This is a genomic window from Ruegeria sp. CDSA241 (assembly GCF_059611265.1).
Window position 1 is genome coordinate 30394 of record NZ_JBXWPF010000026.1, and the last position, 17480, is coordinate 47873.

Below are 17480 nucleotides of genomic sequence, written 5' to 3' on the forward strand. Positions count from 1 at the left end.
TTGCCATGAATCTGGAAACCAGTCACGAAACAGAGCTTCTGGTTAGCACTGTTCGCCGATTTGTCGAAACAGAGATGTATCCGCATGAAGAAGAGGTGGACCGCTTAGGCTATGTGCCCGAGGAGATCGGCCGCCAGATTGAGGCGAGGTCGCATGAATTGGGCCTCTTCGCCTGCAACCTGCCCGAAGAGGTCGGTGGCGGAGGGCTGGGATATGGGCCCATGTCCCTGATCGAGAGGGAATACGGCCGTACAAGCCATGCGCTGCAAAGCTGGGCGGCGCGCCCGACGGAATTGCTGATGGCCTGCGAAGGAGACCAGCGTGAGCGATATTTGCTTCCTGCCGTGCGCGGTGAAAAGCGTGAGCTCTTTGCCTTGACAGAGCCTGACGCAGGTTCGGATGTAATGGGGATGAAGACCAATGCGATACGCGACGGGGATGACTGGATCCTGAATGGATCCAAGCACTTTATCTCCGGTCCCTGCATGCCGGATTTCGCGATTGTATTTGCTGCAACTGGTACAGATGAAACACCACGCGGCCCACGCAAACGGGTGACGGCTTTTCTGGTCGATGTGGGCCTTCCGGGGTTCGACTGCCGCGAAGGGACGCATTGCGTGAGCTATCGCGGTTATAAGACTTTTGAATTGAGTTTCGAAAATGTGCGTCTTGGTCCGGACCAGATCCTGGGCGAAGAGGGTCACGGGCTTGAGCTGTCGGGAAAGTGGCTCGGCATGGGGCGTATCTGGGTCGGCGCGACCTGCTGCGGTAAGGCCGAACGCATCCTTGACCTGGCGACCGAGTGGGCCGCAATGCGCAAGCAATTCGGTAAACCGATCGGTACGTTTCAGGCCACCGGCTTCCGTTTGGCGGACGGTGCGATGACGTTGCGCGCGGCCGATTTGATGGTGCAAGACGCCGTTGCACGTGCCGAAGCGGGTGTCATGGGTGATGCAGATGCAGCAATGGTCAAGGTTTATTGCTCAGAGATGCTAAACAAGATCGCCGATGATGCCGTTCAGATTTTTGGTGGCATGGGATTGATGGAGGAAATGCCGATCCAACGGTTCTGGCGCGATAGCCGATTGGAGCGGATATGGGACGGCACCAGCGAAATCCAACGCCACATCATCACCAGGTCCATCCTGAGGCCACTTGGCGCATGACGCCGGCGCGGCGCGAAAATCTTGAGCGTCTCTTAAAGCCGCGCCACATCGCGTTTATTGGTGGACGTGATGCGACCATTGCCGTGCGCGAAGCCCGCCGGCGTGGATTTCAAGGGCAAATGTGGGCCGTTAATCCCAAACGCGCCGATCTGGATGGCGTGGGCTGTGTTCCCAGCATCTCGGACCTGCCGGAGCCACCTGATGCCGTCTATCTCGCTATCCCTGCGGCCGGGGTGACTGATGCCCTGAGAGAATTGGAGCAGATGGGTGCAGGTGGCGTCGTTTGTTTTTCCGCGGGCTTCAAGGAAACTGGCGACATACAATCGGAACGAGATCTGATCGAAGTCGCCGGAGATATGGCTCTGATCGGCCCAAACTGCTATGGCATGATCAACTATATCGACAATGCCGCTCTTTGGTCATTTGAACATGGCGGCTGGTCGCCGGGATACGGTGCGGCGATCATTACCCAGTCCGGTATGTTCTCATCCGACATCACCATGAGCGCGCGTTCATTGCCAATGGCCTACATGGTTTCTGCAGGCAATCAGGCGGTCTTGGGGATTGAGGAATTCCTGGATGCCTTTGCTGAAGACCCGGCTGTGCGCGCCATTGGATTGCACATCGAAGGGTTGCGTGACATTGCTGCTTTTGAACGCGCCGCGCTGAAAGCCCTGGATCGGGGGGTTCCGGTTGTCGCACTGAAGACCGGCAATTCCGCCATTGGGGCGACTCTGACGGTCAGTCACACCGGCTCTCTGTCCGGTTCGAGCGAGCTTTATCAGGCACTGTTTGATCGCACCGGGGTGATCGACGTCACCAGCCCTTCGCAGTTTCTGGAAACGCTGAAGTACCTCTGCGTAGCAGGCGCGCCGCAAGGCAGGCGTGTCGCTGGCTTTACCTGTTCTGGGGGCGGGGCGACGATGCTCGCAGATCACTCGGAAAGGATTGGTGTGTGCTTTCCCAAAGTGGGCTCTGCAGGGCAGGAAAGCCTGACCAGTTTGCTGCCTGAGATCGCGACGGTTTCCAACCCGCTGGATTATACGACCCCGATCTGGGGACAGGGCGATAAGACTTACCCGGTTTTTGCCACGGCGCTATCGGCCCTCAACGCGGATCTGGCTGTTCTGGTGCAGGACTACCCGGCAGAAGGGTTGGACGCGTCCAAGATCTACTACCAGAACGATGCTGCAGCTTTTGCGCAGGCCGCTCAGGAACACTCCGTCCCGGCAGCGATCTGCGCGACCCTACCTGAAAATCTTGATCGTGGGACCCGCAGACATCTCATTGAACTGGGGGTTGCGCCTATGCAGGGTATTCACGAGACGTTGAATGCCATGCGTGATGCTATTTGGTGGTCCGAAGCAAGGGCGCGGACAAGGATTGACCGGCCTGCTGCCTTGCGACCCGGTGCAACTATACAGAACCCAATGGTATTGACCGAAGACAAAGGTAAATCCTGGCTCAGGCAAATGGCTGTTGCTGTGCCAAACGGACATGTCTGCAATGCGGCCGAGGCAGCTGGCGTTGCGCAGGATATCGGCTATCCGGTCGCACTGAAAATGATGTCACCAAGCTTGCCTCACAAGACCGAAGCGGGCGCGGTCGCTTTGGGGATCAAGGATGCAGAGGGGCTGTCTTCGGCGATCAAGGCAATGACGGCATCGGTTGCGGCGTATGACCGCGCGGCGGTGACGGATCGCTTCCTGATCGAAGCCATGTCGCCCAAGCCGCTTGCAGAGCTGATCGTCACGCTGCGTGCTGATCCGCAATTTGGTCCCAGTTTGGTCATCGGTAGCGGCGGTGTTTTGACCGAATTGGTCCGAGATGCGCGCACTGTGTTGTTGCCTGCCTCAAAAGACGAGATCGAGCGCGCATTGTGTTCGCTCCGTGTAGCTCGCTTGTTAGAGGGGTACCGGGGCAGTCGACAGGCGGACATTCCACGAATTGCGGATGCGCTACACCGGTTGTGCACTGAATTCCTAAAGGCGCGCGGCGAGGTCGCAGAAATCGAGATCAACCCTATGTTTGTCTACCCAGATCACATCGTCGCCGTTGATGCCCTGATCCAGGTGCCCCGGTCATGAGCAGGAATAGGATCATACCCAATCCCGATCTGGCTGTTGGAGACGACAACAAGCAGCGGTGGAACCAGCCGGAATTTCGCCGGCATGGGTTCCACAATGCATATCGGCTGTTCCGCCGATGTCTCATGGTGCGTTCCAGAGAGGTTTTGCAGCTGGAAGCCGCCGAGCAGAATCTGTGCGCCCGAGTGCCTGAACTGGCACAAATGCTTGCCCATCCGGCTTTCTCTGCGTTCTGCTGTTTAAAGAATGACCAGATCATTCTGGAAAAAGCCGCAGATGATTTTTCGACCTCAGCGCCGCATTCCATCCAGTCAGTGACAAAGCTACACATCCACTTAATCATAGGTCGTCTGCTTGCACAGGGGCTGTTGTCATTGGACGCGCAGGTCCGCGACTATCTGCCGGGTATCGGCAGCGGGTATGCCGAGGCCAGCATTCAATCTCTGCTCGATATGAACGTCGATAACGACTTCACCGAGGATTATGCTGACCCCGATGCCGACTGCTATACTGAAGAGGTCGCCTTGGGTTGGCGCTTGCCCGGCGTGGGTGAAAAGGAAATCACGCTTGCGGAATTTGCGGCCTCGATTACTGGTTTCAGGGCAAACTCGGGGGTGCGACAAGCCGATTATAAATCCGCGAACACGGATGTCCTGACCCTGATAGCGGCCAAGGTTTCGCCCATTCCAATGGCTGAGCAAATCGAAGAGATTGCTGATGCCGCAGGATACGAGGGCGCGTTTCACATCAGCCTCAGCAAGGACGGGCACCCAGCGTTTTCCGGTGGCGGTTGCCTAAGCGTGCGCGACCTCGCGCGGTTCGGGTTGCTACTGGCGCGGGAAGGCCGCGACCTGCACGGTCGACCTATGGCCAACACCGGTTTCCTGCAAAAAACTCTGATCCGCCGCGCGCCAGCGATGACACCACCCAAGAATTGGCTCAAGTACTCAAACCAGACCATGACCGACGGTCGATTAATCGGTCATGCTGGCTATGGAGGGCAGTTCCTCATGGTGGATATGGTCACCGGCACCAGCTGTGCATTCTTAAGTGTGCTGGAGAATGACTCGGGTTACGATGACACCTATATGGGAGAGCTGGCCACAACGCTTCGAGACGTCTGCCTTTCTGTCATTTGACGGGTTTGCAGTTGCCGAGCTAGGTGTCAGCGGGGAAGGCACGGATTGGCCGCTTTGCAGTCCTTGACCTGGGCCGAATCTTTTAGAGTGATCCGACCCACTCTTCGATCATCCAGTTTCGATCACCTAAACTGAACTTCTTCTCAGCGCGGCATTTACGTCTGTCGGGATATCCTGCCGAAGTTGTCAACAAGGCATGTCGCGGGTGTGACTCAACCCGCCTGAAGTCGCTTATCGCGGAGCAATTGTTCCAAACAACAGCGCAGGTTTGTGACCCGTCCGTCCCGACATATTGCACTGCACGCGGAGGCAAAATGATTTTTGGTTGGCCAAAGGGTAAATAGAACTTCGATGTTTAACTTCTGGTTCTGGGTTAAGAAGTTTTGAACAAACGGAGATTATCACGCATGGATATTGAAGGACTATCTGCGATCGTGACCGGGGCAGGATCAGGACTGGGGCTTGCTACTGCACAGGCGCTCAGCAAAGCCGGAGCACGAGTTACCTTGCTGGACCTCGATGAAGTTCGGGTAAAAAACGCGGCAGCGGAAATCGGCGCGCTTGGCATAGGTTGTGATGTTATCAACAGTTCTGCGGTCGAGGCCGCTTTGGATCTGGCCGAAGACCGGAGCGGACCAATTCGCATAGTTGTCAACTGTGCGGGCATCCCCGGCGGTATGCGACTTGTCGGACGGGACGGTCCAGTTGATATGGAAGCTTTCGCGAGGGTGATCAACGTCAACCTGATGGGAACCGTCAGCGTCATGACGAAATGCGCAGCCCGGATGATGCAGCAGGAGCCGCTCAATCAAGATGGCGAGCGCGGGATTATCATCAACACAGGCTCGATTACTTCAATCGAGGGTCAAATTGGGCAGGGGGCTTATGTGGCTTCAAAGGGCGCGATTGCCAGTCTGACATTGCAGGCCGCCCGTGAATTCATGCCCCGCGGAGTGCGGGTCATGACAATTGCGCCCGGATTATTTCGCACTCCGATCGCTGATCATATTCCGCAGGAGGTAATCGACGGGATGCTAGATGGCCGGATGTTTCCAAACAGGTTTGGCGAGCCCGCGGAATTTGGGCGCCTTGCCGTTAACATCATCCAAACCCCAATGCTGAACGGCGAGACCATTCGTCTTGACGCAGGCGTGCGGCTTCAAGCCGGATAGGTCTCTCGAATGCGCTTGTTTTCGAGGTCGTTTTCTGACGTCTCGATCAGCCACTCGCGAAAATTTTGGGCATCAGGATGGTCGCGATCCGCTTCCGGTGCGATCAAGTAGAAAGCCTCCTGCAGGGGCGCTTCGAGCTCGAAGGGTTCAACAAGTCGTCCGCGCTCGATCTCGACGCCGCACATTGAGGACCGTGCTAAAGCTACACCGCCACCACGAGAGGCAAACTCGAAAGCAAGCAGCGAGGTGTCGAACTGTAACCCCTGTCCCGAGTTGACACCGCTTGCCTTTGCATAACGCAACCAGTCAGCCCAACCCTCCTCGTAACCGAGCACGTGTAGCAGGCGATGGTGGGCAAGATCATCTGGTTTGCGGATCGCTTTGGAACCCTCAAGCAAAATTGGAGAGCAAACCGGTTTGATCACCTCCCAAGTTAACCGGTCGGCTTTGTATCCTGGCCACTTCCCTGTGCCGTATTGGATATCGAGATCAAACCGCTCATTGTCGAACTGATCTCCCCATACACTTGAGACCAGACGCACTTCAGTGTCCGGGTGGCGGTCAAAGAATCCCTGAAGTCGCGGCGCGATCCAGTTAACTGAATACCCGACCGGCGCCCGCACGGTCAGGACTTCGGAGCGCCGCAGGCCAAACACTTCCTCGGTTCCCGCGGCCAGGCGTTCAAAGCCGTCTCTGACCTTCGGTAGATAGGCGGCGCCCACTTTGGTCAGGACCAGACTTCTGGGTTTGCGCTCAAAGAGCGGCTCGCGCAAGTAATGCTCCAGCAATTTCACTTGTTTGCTGATCGCTGCTTGTGTCAGGTTCAGTTCCTGCGCCGCATGGGTAAAGCTCAGATGCCTGGCCGACGCTTCGAATGCGCGCAGCCAGGTCAGGTGGGGAAGTCGCCGTGTGCTCATGGCCAACTCAAGCATAATTTCAGTTAGGTTATAGATAGATTATCCATCGCTTGAACGCCAAGAGAATCTCGGTGCAGATTGACGTTGAGACAATATGGAGCTGACGACTTGCAACCAGAAGATACCTTGGGATTAGACCCGATTAAGCTGTCGCGCATCACCAATTGGATGAACGCCCATGTGCATGACGGACGCCTTTCTGGTCTGGCTGTGCAAATATCTCGCCGGGGAAAGATATGTTTTTCGGAGCGTGCGGGATTTGCCGATGCAAAGTCGAAGCGGCCTGTATTACCTGATACTATTTGGCGCATTTATTCGATGACCAAACCTGTGACCTCGCTCGCCCTGCTTATGCTCTACGAAGAAGGGGCGTTTCAACTGGATCAGCCCGTTTGCGACTTTCTCCCAGGTTTCTCAAACCCGCAGGTCTGGAAGGGTCCTGGTCACGCTCTGAACGAGACCGAGCCAGCTGACCGGGGTATTACAATCCATGATCTTCTCACACACCAGGCGGGGATCGTCTATGGTGATCCGCAGGGAAACGAGCTGGAGCGTGCCCTTTCGGATAGCGGTCTCGATTTTGACAGAGGTCTTACGACGATGGCGGAAGCTGTTGAAGTGCTAGCCAGTTTTCCCTTGGCCTTTCAGCCGGGTGACCGTTGGTTTTATGGCCTTTCGACGGATGTTCTCGGCCATTTGATCGAGGTTATCAGTGGTCAGACTCTCGGCGAATTTCTTAAGACACGGATCTTTGATCCGCTCGGAATGGTGGACACAGGCTTCGCCGTATCGGCCGATAAGTCTGGCCGCTTGGCCACGCTCTATGACCGCGCGCCAGGCGGCTTTGTTGCTTCTGATGATCAGCAAGGTTTCATTGCGCCGGTTACCTTGGAAAGCGGGGGCGGTGGGCTGCTCTCCACAATGGACGACTACCAGCGTTTTGCAACGATGCTTCTTCGGCGCGGCAGATGTGACGGAGGCAGGTTATTGGGGCGCAAGGCTTTTGATCTAATGGTATGCAATCACATGGGCGGCGATTTGGCGAGCCGGGGACAGGCTCATTTCAGCGAAACTACCTTTGAGGGGGTTGGCTTCGGACTCGGTGTGTCGGTGATGTTAGACCCGGCGCGGGCCAAGATCATCGGCTCACCCGGTGAATTTGCCTGGGGCGGTATGGCCTCGACCGCCTTTTGGGTGGACCCGATCGAGGAGATGACTGTGATACTTATGACGCAGCTAATTCCTTCGAGCGCCTATACTCTGCGCCGTGAGCTGAGAGTTCTGAGTTACCAGGCGCTGGTGGACTGAGGCGACGTCAGCCTAGGGGCAGGTTCGTCTGGGTCAAATGGCAAGCGATGCTCAATCCACCGGGTAGGTCATGCAAAGGTGGAGTCCGAGTATCACATGTTCCCGCAATGATATGGGTGCAGCGGTTGGCGAAGGGGCAGCCCCGCGCACCGATTTCGACGCTGCCAGCACTAGCCGCCTTTGCCTCGCTTGTATCTGCCACGCCTTCCAGCCAGCCTTGGCGCATCTCGGGCACCGAAGATAGCAACAGCTTTGTGTAGGGGTGAAAAGGCGGGCGAAAAACCGCTTTTGATGGTCCCTTTTCGACGACACGTCCGGCATACAGTACAACCACCTCATCGGCGAAAGAAGCTACGGTGGAAAGATCGTGACTGATGAACATGTAGGCGACGCCCAGTTTGTCCTTCAGCGATTTCAGGAGTTCGATCACACCTGCGGCCACCACGGTGTCCAGCGCCGAAGTCACCTCGTCACAAAGGATCACCTTGGGCTCGGCGGCAAGCGCGCGAGCGAGATTAATGCGTTGCTTTTGCCCACCAGACAGCTCTCCGGGATATCGGGAGGCGAAATCGCGAGGAAGATCGACCAGTTCCAAGAGGTCGCCGACCTTCTGCGCGCGTGCGCGCCCTTTGAGGTTCAGATAGAATTCCAGCGGACGGCCCAGGATATCGCTGATCCGTTGCCGAGGATTTAGCGCCGTGTCAGCCATTTGAAAGACGATCTGGCAATCCTTGAGCGTTTCAATCGACCGATCCTTCACTGCTGGAGCGGCGGTATTGCCATCGAGTTGGACTTCTCCGCCCTTTAACGGTGTGAGGCCCGCAACAACTCGGGCAAGTGTGCTTTTTCCACAACCACTTTCGCCAATTACGCCCACGACCGAAGCGGCAGGTACATCGACGGATACATCAGAGAGAATGGTCAGAGCGCCATAACCCGCAGTCACGTTCCGTGCCGAAATCACCGGCCTCTGAGCCAGATCTGTCTCCACGTGATCCACCAAGTGTGGAGCAGGACGGACAGCCTCCATCAGTGTGCGAGTGTACTCGTGCTGTGGGTGATGCAAGATCTGATCCGTTGTGCCTTCCTCGACCATCTCGCCGTTTTTTAGCACTAGAATTCGGTCAGCCACCTGCGAGACTACGGCGAGATCATGTGTGACATAAATCGCGGCGGTACCCTGATCGCGGATAATGTCCTTAAAGGCTTTCAGCACCTCGATCTGGGTCGTTACGTCAAGCGCAGTGGTGGGTTCGTCGAGTATCAGAAGGTCGGGTCCACAGGACATGGCCATTGCAGCCATCAAGCGCTGCAACTGACCGCCCGAAACCTGATGTGGAAACTTGTCGCCGACGGTTTCCGCGGCGGGCAAGTCAAGTTTGCGGTAAAGCTCTATTGCATTCGCGGTCAGAGTTTCGGCATCTCCGGTGCCATGCCAAAGAGGTGCCTCGATAACTTGCTTGCCGATCCTAAGCGCAGGGTTGAAGCTGGCTGCCGCCGATTGTGCCACGTAAGACACTTCGTCCCCGCGCAAGCTGTGGCGGTCGCGTGGGGGCAATTTCATAATGTCCCGTCCGTTCAGCCAGACTTCACCCCCTGAGATGCGACATCCGGGGCGGGCAAAACCCATTGATGCCAGAGAGATTGTAGATTTGCCCGAGCCGCTTTCGCCAATGAGTGCCAACACTTCGCCCTCGGCGACGCTCATGGACACGCCCTTGACAATTGGCACATAGTTACCGCCTGGGGGGCGTCCCTCGACGCGCAGGTCCTTGATGGTCAGAATGTCGGTCATTGGTCGATCTTCTCCAGAACAGTTTCGCCTTGCTGGCGCTGTTGGAACCAGTCAACAAGCAGGTTCATGGAAACGGTCAAGGAGGCAATGCATGCAGCTGGTATAAGCGCTGCGGACGAACCGAGGAACAGCCCCCCCACGTTTTCCTGCACCATGAGCCCCCAGTCGGCCGCAGGTTCTTGCACTCCTAGGCCAAGAAACGACAGGCCCGAAAGGAACAGGATCGAAAAGGTGAATCGAAGGCCAAACTCGGCAATCAAGGGGGCCATGGAATTGGGTAAGATCTCACGTGTCAGAATCCACCAGGTGCCTTCGCCCCGCGCACGGGCAGCCTCGACAAAATCCATAACGCCGATGTCATAGCCAAGTGCTCGAGAGACACGGAATACGCTGGTCGAGAGGACCAACCCAACAGTCAGAACAAGCACTGTGATAGAAGTACCGAAGGCGCCTATGACAACCAAAGCCAATAGGGTGGAGGGGAAAGCCATGAATGCCTCGACAACGCGGCTTACTACGATATCGAACCAGCCTCTCAGAATCGCGGCGGCAAAACCGAGTGCGACGCCGAATAAAAAAGAGATCATGGTGGTGACAAGTGCCAGCAACAGCGTTGTACGTACTCCATAGATCAGGCGGGACAATACATCTCGTCCCAGCTTGTCAGTACCCAGCAAACCGCCTTCGCCTATCGGTGCAAAGGTCTGGCCTGAGATGATTTCGGCTTCACCATGGGGTGCGATCCATGGCCCAAAAAACGCAAGGATGAGCCAGAACAGCAGCACCGCGCCGGCAATACCTGCAGTCCAGGTCAGGCGCAGGCCCGCAAAGACGGAGGCCCGGGGAGTGGGGATATCGGTTGCTTCGCTCATTTTGGGTACCTTAAGCGCGGGTTCGCCATGATGGACAGGACGTCGGCCAGTAGATTCAGAAGGATATAGACAGTGCCAAAAATCATTGCACAGGCCTGGATGAGTGGAATGTCCCTCAGAGTGACACCGTCGACCAGAAGCCGCGTTAAGCCGGGTACGCCAAACACGGTTTCAACGATAATGACACCGGACACCATGTAACTCAGATTAAGTGCAATAACCGTGAAGATCGGCGACAGCGCGTTAGGCAGCGCGTGGCGCAAAACCAGCCTACGCTTGGGCAAGCCCTTGAGTGCTGCCATCTCCAAGTATGGGGAGGTGAAGATGTTGATGACGGACGAACGTGTCATCCGCATCATGTGCGCCAGAACGGCAAAACTGAGGGTGGCTACGGGGAGAGCCAAGGCCCGGAAATTCTGCCAGAAATCAAAGTAGGGCCGCGTGTTGGCTGACGCGGAGAGCCACTTTAGTTCGACTGCAAAAACTTTCATCAGAATGAGACCAATGAAGAATTCAGGCACTGCAATCAACGCAAGTGTGGTCATGGCAAGAGTTTTGTCGATCCGGCCACCGGCGCGCATCGCGGACCAAAGGCCAAGAGCCAAAGACATCGGAACCGAGATTGCCGCTGCCAAAAGCGCAAGCCGCAGAGTGTTCCACATACGGCTTTCTATCATGTCAGCCACAGGTCGCTTGGTGGCCAATGATGTCCCCAGATCCCCTTGAATCATACCGCCCAGCCAATCGAGATAACGCACTACTGCAGGGCGGTTGAGTCCCATCTCTTCGCGAAGCGCGGCAAGCGATTCTTCGGTGCGGCTTTGTCCTAGAATGGCTTCAGCAACGTCGCCCGGAAGGATTTCCGTCGCGCCGAAGATAATGATGGAAGCAAGGAGCAAGGTTAGTAAACCCTGAGCCAGGCGGGTCAGAATAATTCGGTACACCTTGGTCCTCCCTTCAAGGCTTCCGGCATATTCGGCGCAAGCTTGAAGCGAGACAAACAACCATAGCGACCAGATTGGGGTCGTTTTGGTTATAGCAAAGGCATGTGTATTCTTTTGTTTGGGCAAAGACCGAGATTTTGTTGTTTGTTCCGCAGGGCTGGAGAACGCAAAGACTGGGGCGATCGGAGATGCCCATGACTGCCTATTCCTACCCATTGTTGATCAAGCAAATCCTCGCCACGCCGCTGGCAAACACGCCAGATCAGGAGATCGTACACGCCGATACGAAGCGGTATGACTACCGCACTTTTGCCAGGCGCGTCGGCCAGGCTGCAGGGGCGTTGCGCTCACTTGGCGTGGGTGAGGGTAGCGTTGTGGCCGTTCTGGATTGGGACAGCCATCGGTATCTCGAGTGTTTCTTTGCTATTCCGATGATCGGGGCCACGCTGCATACCGTGAACATCCGATTGTCGCCGGATCAGATCCTCTACACGATCAACCATGCAGAGGACGACGTAATCCTGTGCCACGTCGACTTTTTGCCACTTCTACTCGAGATCTCTGAGCGGATCGAGCGGCCTTGGCGGTTGGTAATCCTCAGCGACGATGGGGTGTTCCCCGAGGTGGAGTCCTCGGAAGGCGAGTACGAGGCCCTGCTGCAGCAGTGCGAACCGGAGCAAGAATTCCCGGATTTTGACGAGAATATCCGAGCGACGCTTTTCTACACGACCGGTACCACAGGTGATCCCAAGGGGGTCAGCTACTCCCAGCGCCAACTGGTTTTGCACACAATGGCGGTCGCGGCCGGATTAGGCCCGGTACCAGGCGGCGGGCTGAACCGAAGCGATGTCTACATGCCGATAACCCCGCTGTTTCATGTGCATGGTTGGGGCATACCCTATGTCGCCACATTGATGGGCCTTAAACAAGTCTATCCTGGTCGTTACGATCCCGCCCGCCTGTTGGGGCTAATCGAAAAGCACGGTGTTACGTTCTCGCATTGTGTACCGACGATACTTGCGATGCTTCTGAATGCACCTGAAGTCGCGCAAACAGATCTCAGCAACTGGAAGGTCATCATAGGCGGTTCTGCTCTGTCCGAAGGTCTGGCAAGGCAGGCATTAGAGCACGGAGTTGACGTGCACGCTGCCTATGGCATGTCAGAGACCTGTCCGTTCCTGACAGTGGCGGACATGATGGCCACGCGGGACCCGCAAACACCGCTGAGTGCTCGGATTGCAACAGGAAAACCCGCGCCATTTGTGCAAATCCGTGTGGTTGATGGGGATATGAACGATGCCCCTCGCGATGGAAGGACGACGGGAGAAATTGTGGCGCGCGCGCCCTGGCTAACTCAAGGTTATCTGAAAAACGAGGCCGGGACGGGGGCACTTTGGCAAGGCGGCTGGCTGCATACTGGAGATGTCGGGTTCATCGACGAAACGGGCACGTTGCGGATCACCGACCGGGTTAAAGATGTGATCAAGACCGGAGGCGAATGGGTGTCTTCGCTTGAATTGGAAAACCTCGCGAGCACCGTTGAAGGTGTGAGTGAAGCGGCCGCCATTGGCGTTCCAGACACGAAATGGGGGGAACGCCCTATGCTGATTGTTACCTGCTGTGATGAAACCGAAAAAACCTACGACCGTCTTCGTATGGCGTTCGATGTGGCGGTAGACCAAGGGGCGATTTCGAAATGGGCGATCCCAGACCGGATTGAGTTTACCGACAGCTTGCCAAGAACGTCGGTTGGCAAGCTGGACAAGAAGGCCCTTAGGGCCCGGTTCATCTAATAGGAAGGTTCGTGATATGAAAGATGTCGTTGTCGTATCAACCGCTCGAACACCCATAGGGTCGGCATTCAAGGGTGCCTTCAATAACTCGAAGTCGCCGACACTCGCTGGATACGCCATACGAGCCGCCGTCAGTCGGGCCGGTATCGATCCAGCAGAGGTAGAAGATGTGGTGCTGGGATCGGTCCTGACCGCTGGGACTGCCGGCCTGAACATCGCCCGCCTGGCAGCGCTTGCAGGTGGTCTCCCGGCAACGGCGGCAGCCCAGACTCTCGATCGTCAATGTGCCTCGGGCCTGATGGCCATTGCCACAGCGGCAAAACAGATTTCGGTCGACGGAATGGGCATTGTCGTGGCGGGAGGACAAGAGAATATTTCCGCGGTGCAGGCCAGGTATTTCGACTGGGTCATGGACGAAAAAGACCCAGCCGTAGTCCAAGCCTCAGAGCACGCGTATATGCCGATGCTTGTAACCGCCGAAAATGTAGCGCGACTGCACGGGGTAACTCGTGAGGCACAGGATGAATTCGCGGCACTGTCGCAAACGCGCACTGTCGCCGCCCAGGCTGCAGGGGCATTCGACGATGAAATCGTACCTGTAACAGCGACCAAGCTGGTCAAAAACCGCGAATCTGGCGAAATTACCGAAGAAACCGTTACGATTAGGCAAGACGAAGGCAACCGGCCGGGAACGACAATCGAAACGCTTGCGGGGCTGAAGCCGGTTGTTGAAGCCGGTGTCGTGACCGCAGGAAACGCGAGCCAATTGTCCGACGGGGCATCGGCCTGTGTGCTGATGTCGGCCCGTATGGCCGAACGGCGCGGCTTCGCTCCACTAGGCGTATACCGGGGCCTTGCTGTGGCAGGTTGCGCTCCGGAGGAGATGGGCATGGGACCAGTTTATGCTGTTCCGAAGCTACTGGAGCGTGCCGGATTGAAAGTGGATGACGTTGGTCTTTGGGAATTGAACGAGGCATTCGCAGCCCAGGCCATTCCCTGCCGGGATCAGCTGGGTATTGACCCCGAAAGGCTAAACGTGAATGGCGGCGCGATTTCCGTCGGTCACCCCTATGGAATGACTGGCTCCCGGTTGGTTGGCCACGCGTTGATTGAGGCGAAGCGGCGCGGGGTTCGGTATGTTGTCGTCACCATGTGCGTCGGCGGTGGTATGGGTGCAGCCGGGCTTTTCGAAGTCTGCTGACATTTCCATAACCTCAGTTATGGCAATGTCATGGAATCGGTTGTTTGTGTACCGGGTGCCGTCCGCTCAAACTTCGATGAACAGCGGGTGCAACCCGCATCGGTCATCTGGGAGGAAAAAATGTCCGACATCGATAGCTTGGTACGCCAATATAAGGCGGGATCGCTCAGTCGTCGCGGTTTTTTCAAACGCGCAGGCGCTTTTGGTTTATTGGTGCCCACAGCCAGCGGCATTCTTGCCCAGGCAGGTCCCGCATACGCTCAGTCGCCAACACGCGGTGGTTGGCTGCGGATCGCGCAGGGCAACACCGATGATACCCTAGAGCCCGTCAGGATGACGGATACTTCGGATGCAGTCTACGGCAATTGCGTCTACCAGCGATTGACTCGTTTGCTACCCTCGCTTGAGGTCGAAGGCGACGCTGCAGAGGAATGGAGTGTCAACGATGCAGCTACCGAATGGACATTCAAGTTGCGCGATGGCCTAGTTTTCCACAACGGTCAGAACGTCACCTCAGCCGATGTAGTCGAAAGCCTGTCGCGCCACATTGCCGAGGGTTCGGAATCGCCTGCCAAGGCTCTGCTTTCGACAGTCACTGCAATCGATGCACCCGATGCTATGACCGTAAAGATCACCTTGTCCTCGGGCAATGCAGACCTGCCGGTGATCATGTCAGACTACCATCTGTCCATCCATCCAGCCGGGCACAGCGATTTCACGAATGCAATTGGCTCCGGCCCGTTCAAGGTGATGGAATTCATTCCCGGCGAGCGAGTGGTTTTCGAACGTTTCGAAAACTACTATGAGGACGGTAAGCCTTACCTAGATGGCTTGGATTTCATCCCTGTTCCGGACGCAAACGCAATGTTGAGCGCGTTGTTAGCGGGGGATGTAGACTCCGTATACGACGTTCCGGCCTTCGCTGTTGATCAGCTCAACTCCAACGACGCTGTGACGCTTCACAATACACCGACTGGTTCGTTTACCAACATGGTGATGATGGTGGACCGCGCTCCGACAAATGACGCGAATTTCCGAAAAGGTGTCAAACACGCGTTGGACCGTGAACTTGTTTTGAACCAGGTGTTCAAGGGAATAGGTACTATTTCAGCAGACACACCGATTGGCCCGACCTACAAGTACTGGTGCCCGGACGTAAAGCCTGCCGAATACGATCCCGACAAGGCAAAGTTCTACTTCGACAAGGCAGGGGTTTCGGGCTTCGACCTCCATACGTCCGAGACTGCTGGGAATTCGGCAAACGACATTGCCTTGACTTTCCAGCAATCTGCAAAGGGAGCGGTAGATGTAAATGTGATAAAAACCCCATCGGACGGGTACTGGACCCACACCTGGATGCAGAAACCAATGACCATGTCGGGCTGGAACGCTCGACCTACTGTCGATGCCTTCCTGACCATCGCTCACATGAAGGGTGGCAGTTGGAACGAGACCATGTGGGGATCTGACGAATTCGATTCCATGATCCTGGCGGCCCGCGCCGAATTGGATGAGGCAAAACGCGCGCAGATGTATTGCGACATGTTGCATATGATGAACGACGATGGCGGCTTTGTGAACGCCGTGTTCCAGAACCAACTTGAGGCAACAGCACAAAACGTCATGGGGTACACACCCCATCCGGTTGGAACTCTTGGTGGGTTTGGTCAGACTCTACGTAATATCTGGCTTACCTAAGGCTGCTTTCTCCCCGTCAGTGGCACCAGTCAACTGACCTTGGGTCGCCGGTTCCACCCGGACCGGCGGCCTTCTCTTGTCTCCCTTAAATCGCGATCAAGCCATGTTCTCTATTTCTCCGTCCACGCGTCTGCGCACATCACCCTTCTATGAGGCCACCTTGGCCGATGGTGTGTGTGCCATGACAACTTACAATCACATGTTGATGCCGACCTCCTATGGCAGCCCAGAGGAGGAGTACTGGCGCATCATCAACGATGTCTCGATGTGGGATGTTGCGGTAGAGCGGCAAGTGCAGCTAAAGGGCCCAGATGCCGGGCGTCTGGCGCAAATCCTTGCGCCGCGAGACCTGTCAAAATGCAAGATGGGCCAAGGCAAGTATGTTCCACTTTGCAACCACCATGGCGTGCTTATCAACGATCCAATCCTACTGAAGCTGGACCAAGACCGCTACTGGCTGTCTATCGCGGACAGCAATATCTGGTTCTGGGCCGAAGCCGTCGCACGAGAGCGCGGATTGGATGTGGAAGTCAGTGAGCCTGATGTCTCACCTCTGGCCGTGCAGGGTCCCAAGGCGGAAACTGTGGTTGCCTCGATCTTTGGTGATTGGGTGCGAGACCTGAAATACTTCTGGTTCCGGGAAACCGAAATTGACGGTATTCCGGTCGCCGTCGCCCGGTCGGGCTGGTCCAAACAAGGTGGGTTCGAGATTTACCTGATGGATAGTGCCAAAGGCACTGCACTCTGGAACATCGTCAAAGAGGCCGGCCAGCCACACGGTATTGGTCCAGGGAACCCCAACTGGAGTGAGCGAGTCGAGAGCGGTCTCGTTTCCTATGGAGGCGACACCGATGGACAGACCAATCCCTACGAAGTCCGCATGGGCAAATATGTGGACTTGCATGTGCCTGACGACACGATTGGGATCGATGCGCTGCGCCGTATTGCGGATGAGGGGCCGAAACGGCATCAGTTGGGGGTTGTGCTGGACGCTGGCAGTCCTGCAAATCCAGAATTCACTTGGAACGACATAGAGAAAGGGGGGGTAAAAATTGGTGATTTGACGACGTGCGCCTGGTCTTTCCGGATGAAAAAGAATATCGGCTTTGCTCTGGTCTCGGTCGATGCCGAACCCGGCGACAGGGTCATGGTAAAACGTGTCGCTGGACCGGTTGGCGGAACGCTTTGCGAGTTGCCTTTTCTCTGAGAGCACGACGGACCTGGTCACTAAATCGGAACGGCAAATTCCGATTATTCAACGCACCGATGTACTTTTTGTGAGGTCCGGGCCGGATGGGCTTGCGGCTGCACTGGCCGCGGAGGTCTGCCTTGTAATCAGAATTGGGTGATTTGGTGGGAACATCAATAAATTACTGCTGCAACGGTCC

General features: G+C 56.3%; 13 protein-coding genes. 9 read left to right on the forward strand and 4 right to left on the reverse strand.

Annotated features, from left to right (window positions below):
* Positions 1–5: 5 nt before the first annotated feature.
* The 4 genes from AC2FJV_RS18910 to AC2FJV_RS18925 all read left to right on the forward strand — a co-directional run bounded on the left by AC2FJV_RS18910 (position 6) and on the right by AC2FJV_RS18925 (position 5564).
* Complete coding sequence (locus AC2FJV_RS18910) at positions 6–1166, forward strand: acyl-CoA dehydrogenase family protein (protein WP_496714345.1); 1161 nt, start codon at positions 6–8, stop codon at positions 1164–1166.
* Positions 1097–3253: an acetate--CoA ligase family protein gene (locus AC2FJV_RS18915; protein ID WP_496714347.1), complete on the forward strand. Its 2157-nt coding sequence runs from the start codon at positions 1097–1099 to the stop codon at positions 3251–3253. Before AC2FJV_RS18910 ends, AC2FJV_RS18915 begins: the two co-directional genes overlap by 70 nt.
* A complete protein-coding gene (locus AC2FJV_RS18920) occupies positions 3250–4392 on the forward strand; it encodes a serine hydrolase domain-containing protein (protein ID WP_010443828.1) in 1143 nt (380 codons plus the stop codon). Before AC2FJV_RS18915 ends, AC2FJV_RS18920 begins: the two co-directional genes overlap by 4 nt.
* Positions 4393–4799: 407 nt before the next feature.
* Complete coding sequence (locus AC2FJV_RS18925) at positions 4800–5564, forward strand: SDR family NAD(P)-dependent oxidoreductase (protein ID WP_170418330.1); 765 nt, start codon at positions 4800–4802, stop codon at positions 5562–5564.
* Here the strand turns inward: AC2FJV_RS18925 and gcvA are convergent.
* Complete coding sequence (gene gcvA, locus AC2FJV_RS18930) at positions 5552–6496, reverse strand: transcriptional regulator GcvA (protein WP_496714349.1); 945 nt, start codon at positions 6494–6496, stop codon at positions 5552–5554. The two genes, AC2FJV_RS18925 and gcvA, sit on opposite strands and share 13 nt — an antisense overlap.
* Before the next feature lie 93 nt (positions 6497–6589).
* Between gcvA and AC2FJV_RS18935 the strand changes: the two genes are divergently transcribed.
* The gene (locus tag AC2FJV_RS18935; RefSeq protein WP_254451556.1) at positions 6590–7789 is read left to right on the forward strand and encodes a serine hydrolase domain-containing protein; all 1200 of its coding nucleotides are present in this window, start codon (positions 6590–6592) and stop codon (positions 7787–7789) included.
* A gap of 7 nt (positions 7790–7796) precedes the next feature.
* On the opposite strand, the gene AC2FJV_RS18940 is transcribed toward AC2FJV_RS18935, so the two are convergent.
* Genes AC2FJV_RS18940 through AC2FJV_RS18950 form a run of 3 tightly spaced genes read right to left on the reverse strand, consistent with a single transcriptional unit; the run spans position 7797 to position 11400 of the window.
* The gene (locus AC2FJV_RS18940) at positions 7797–9584 is read right to left on the reverse strand and encodes an ABC transporter ATP-binding protein (protein WP_170485282.1); all 1788 of its coding nucleotides are present in this window, start codon (positions 9582–9584) and stop codon (positions 7797–7799) included.
* The gene (locus AC2FJV_RS18945; protein ID WP_142638852.1) at positions 9581–10456 is read right to left on the reverse strand and encodes an ABC transporter permease; all 876 of its coding nucleotides are present in this window, start codon (positions 10454–10456) and stop codon (positions 9581–9583) included. The genes AC2FJV_RS18940 and AC2FJV_RS18945 overlap by 4 nt, the downstream gene beginning before the upstream one ends.
* Positions 10453–11400, reverse strand: coding sequence for an ABC transporter permease (locus AC2FJV_RS18950; protein ID WP_170568174.1), 948 nt, complete (start codon positions 11398–11400; stop codon positions 10453–10455). The genes AC2FJV_RS18945 and AC2FJV_RS18950 overlap by 4 nt, the downstream gene beginning before the upstream one ends.
* A 194-nt stretch (positions 11401–11594) precedes the next feature.
* Here AC2FJV_RS18950 and AC2FJV_RS18955 point away from each other — a divergent pair, with 194 nt between their 5' ends.
* The 4 genes from AC2FJV_RS18955 (at position 11595) to AC2FJV_RS18970 (ending at position 17299) form a co-directional block, all read left to right on the forward strand.
* Entirely contained in the window at positions 11595–13193 is a 1599-nt protein-coding gene (locus AC2FJV_RS18955; RefSeq protein WP_245223335.1) for a fatty acid--CoA ligase, read from the forward strand.
* A 16-nt stretch (positions 13194–13209) separates the two neighbouring features.
* A complete protein-coding gene (locus AC2FJV_RS18960; protein WP_170418343.1) occupies positions 13210–14394 on the forward strand; it encodes an acetyl-CoA C-acyltransferase in 1185 nt (394 codons plus the stop codon).
* Positions 14395–14514: 120 nt separating this feature from the next.
* Entirely contained in the window at positions 14515–16092 is a 1578-nt protein-coding gene (locus AC2FJV_RS18965) for an ABC transporter substrate-binding protein (RefSeq protein WP_170418346.1), read from the forward strand.
* Between the two features lie 103 nt (positions 16093–16195).
* The gene (locus AC2FJV_RS18970) at positions 16196–17299 is read left to right on the forward strand and encodes a glycine cleavage T C-terminal barrel domain-containing protein (RefSeq protein ID WP_496714355.1); all 1104 of its coding nucleotides are present in this window, start codon (positions 16196–16198) and stop codon (positions 17297–17299) included.
* Positions 17300–17480: the final 181 nt, after the last annotated feature.

What these genes read in the sequence shown, in the direction of transcription:
- AC2FJV_RS18960 (WP_170418343.1), top strand. Translation starts at nt 13,210, where the DNA reads ATGAAAGATGTCGTTGTCGTATCAACCGCTCGAACACCCATAGGGTCG.
- AC2FJV_RS18915 (WP_496714347.1), top strand. Translation starts at nt 1,097, where the DNA reads ATGGGACGGCACCAGCGAAATCCAACGCCACATCATCACCAGGTCCAT.
- AC2FJV_RS18910 (WP_496714345.1), top strand. Translation starts at nt 6, where the DNA reads ATGAATCTGGAAACCAGTCACGAAACAGAGCTTCTGGTTAGCACTGTT.
- gcvA (WP_496714349.1), bottom strand. Translation starts at nt 6,496, where the DNA reads ATGCTTGAGTTGGCCATGAGCACACGGCGACTTCCCCACCTGACCTGG.
- AC2FJV_RS18940 (WP_170485282.1), bottom strand. Translation starts at nt 9,584, where the DNA reads ATGACCGACATTCTGACCATCAAGGACCTGCGCGTCGAGGGACGCCCC.
- AC2FJV_RS18955 (WP_245223335.1), top strand. Translation starts at nt 11,595, where the DNA reads ATGACTGCCTATTCCTACCCATTGTTGATCAAGCAAATCCTCGCCACG.
- AC2FJV_RS18925 (WP_170418330.1), top strand. Translation starts at nt 4,800, where the DNA reads ATGGATATTGAAGGACTATCTGCGATCGTGACCGGGGCAGGATCAGGA.
- AC2FJV_RS18970 (WP_496714355.1), top strand. Translation starts at nt 16,196, where the DNA reads ATGTTCTCTATTTCTCCGTCCACGCGTCTGCGCACATCACCCTTCTAT.
- AC2FJV_RS18945 (WP_142638852.1), bottom strand. Translation starts at nt 10,456, where the DNA reads ATGAGCGAAGCAACCGATATCCCCACTCCCCGGGCCTCCGTCTTTGCG.
- AC2FJV_RS18965 (WP_170418346.1), top strand. Translation starts at nt 14,515, where the DNA reads ATGTCCGACATCGATAGCTTGGTACGCCAATATAAGGCGGGATCGCTC.
- AC2FJV_RS18920 (WP_010443828.1), top strand. Translation starts at nt 3,250, where the DNA reads ATGAGCAGGAATAGGATCATACCCAATCCCGATCTGGCTGTTGGAGAC.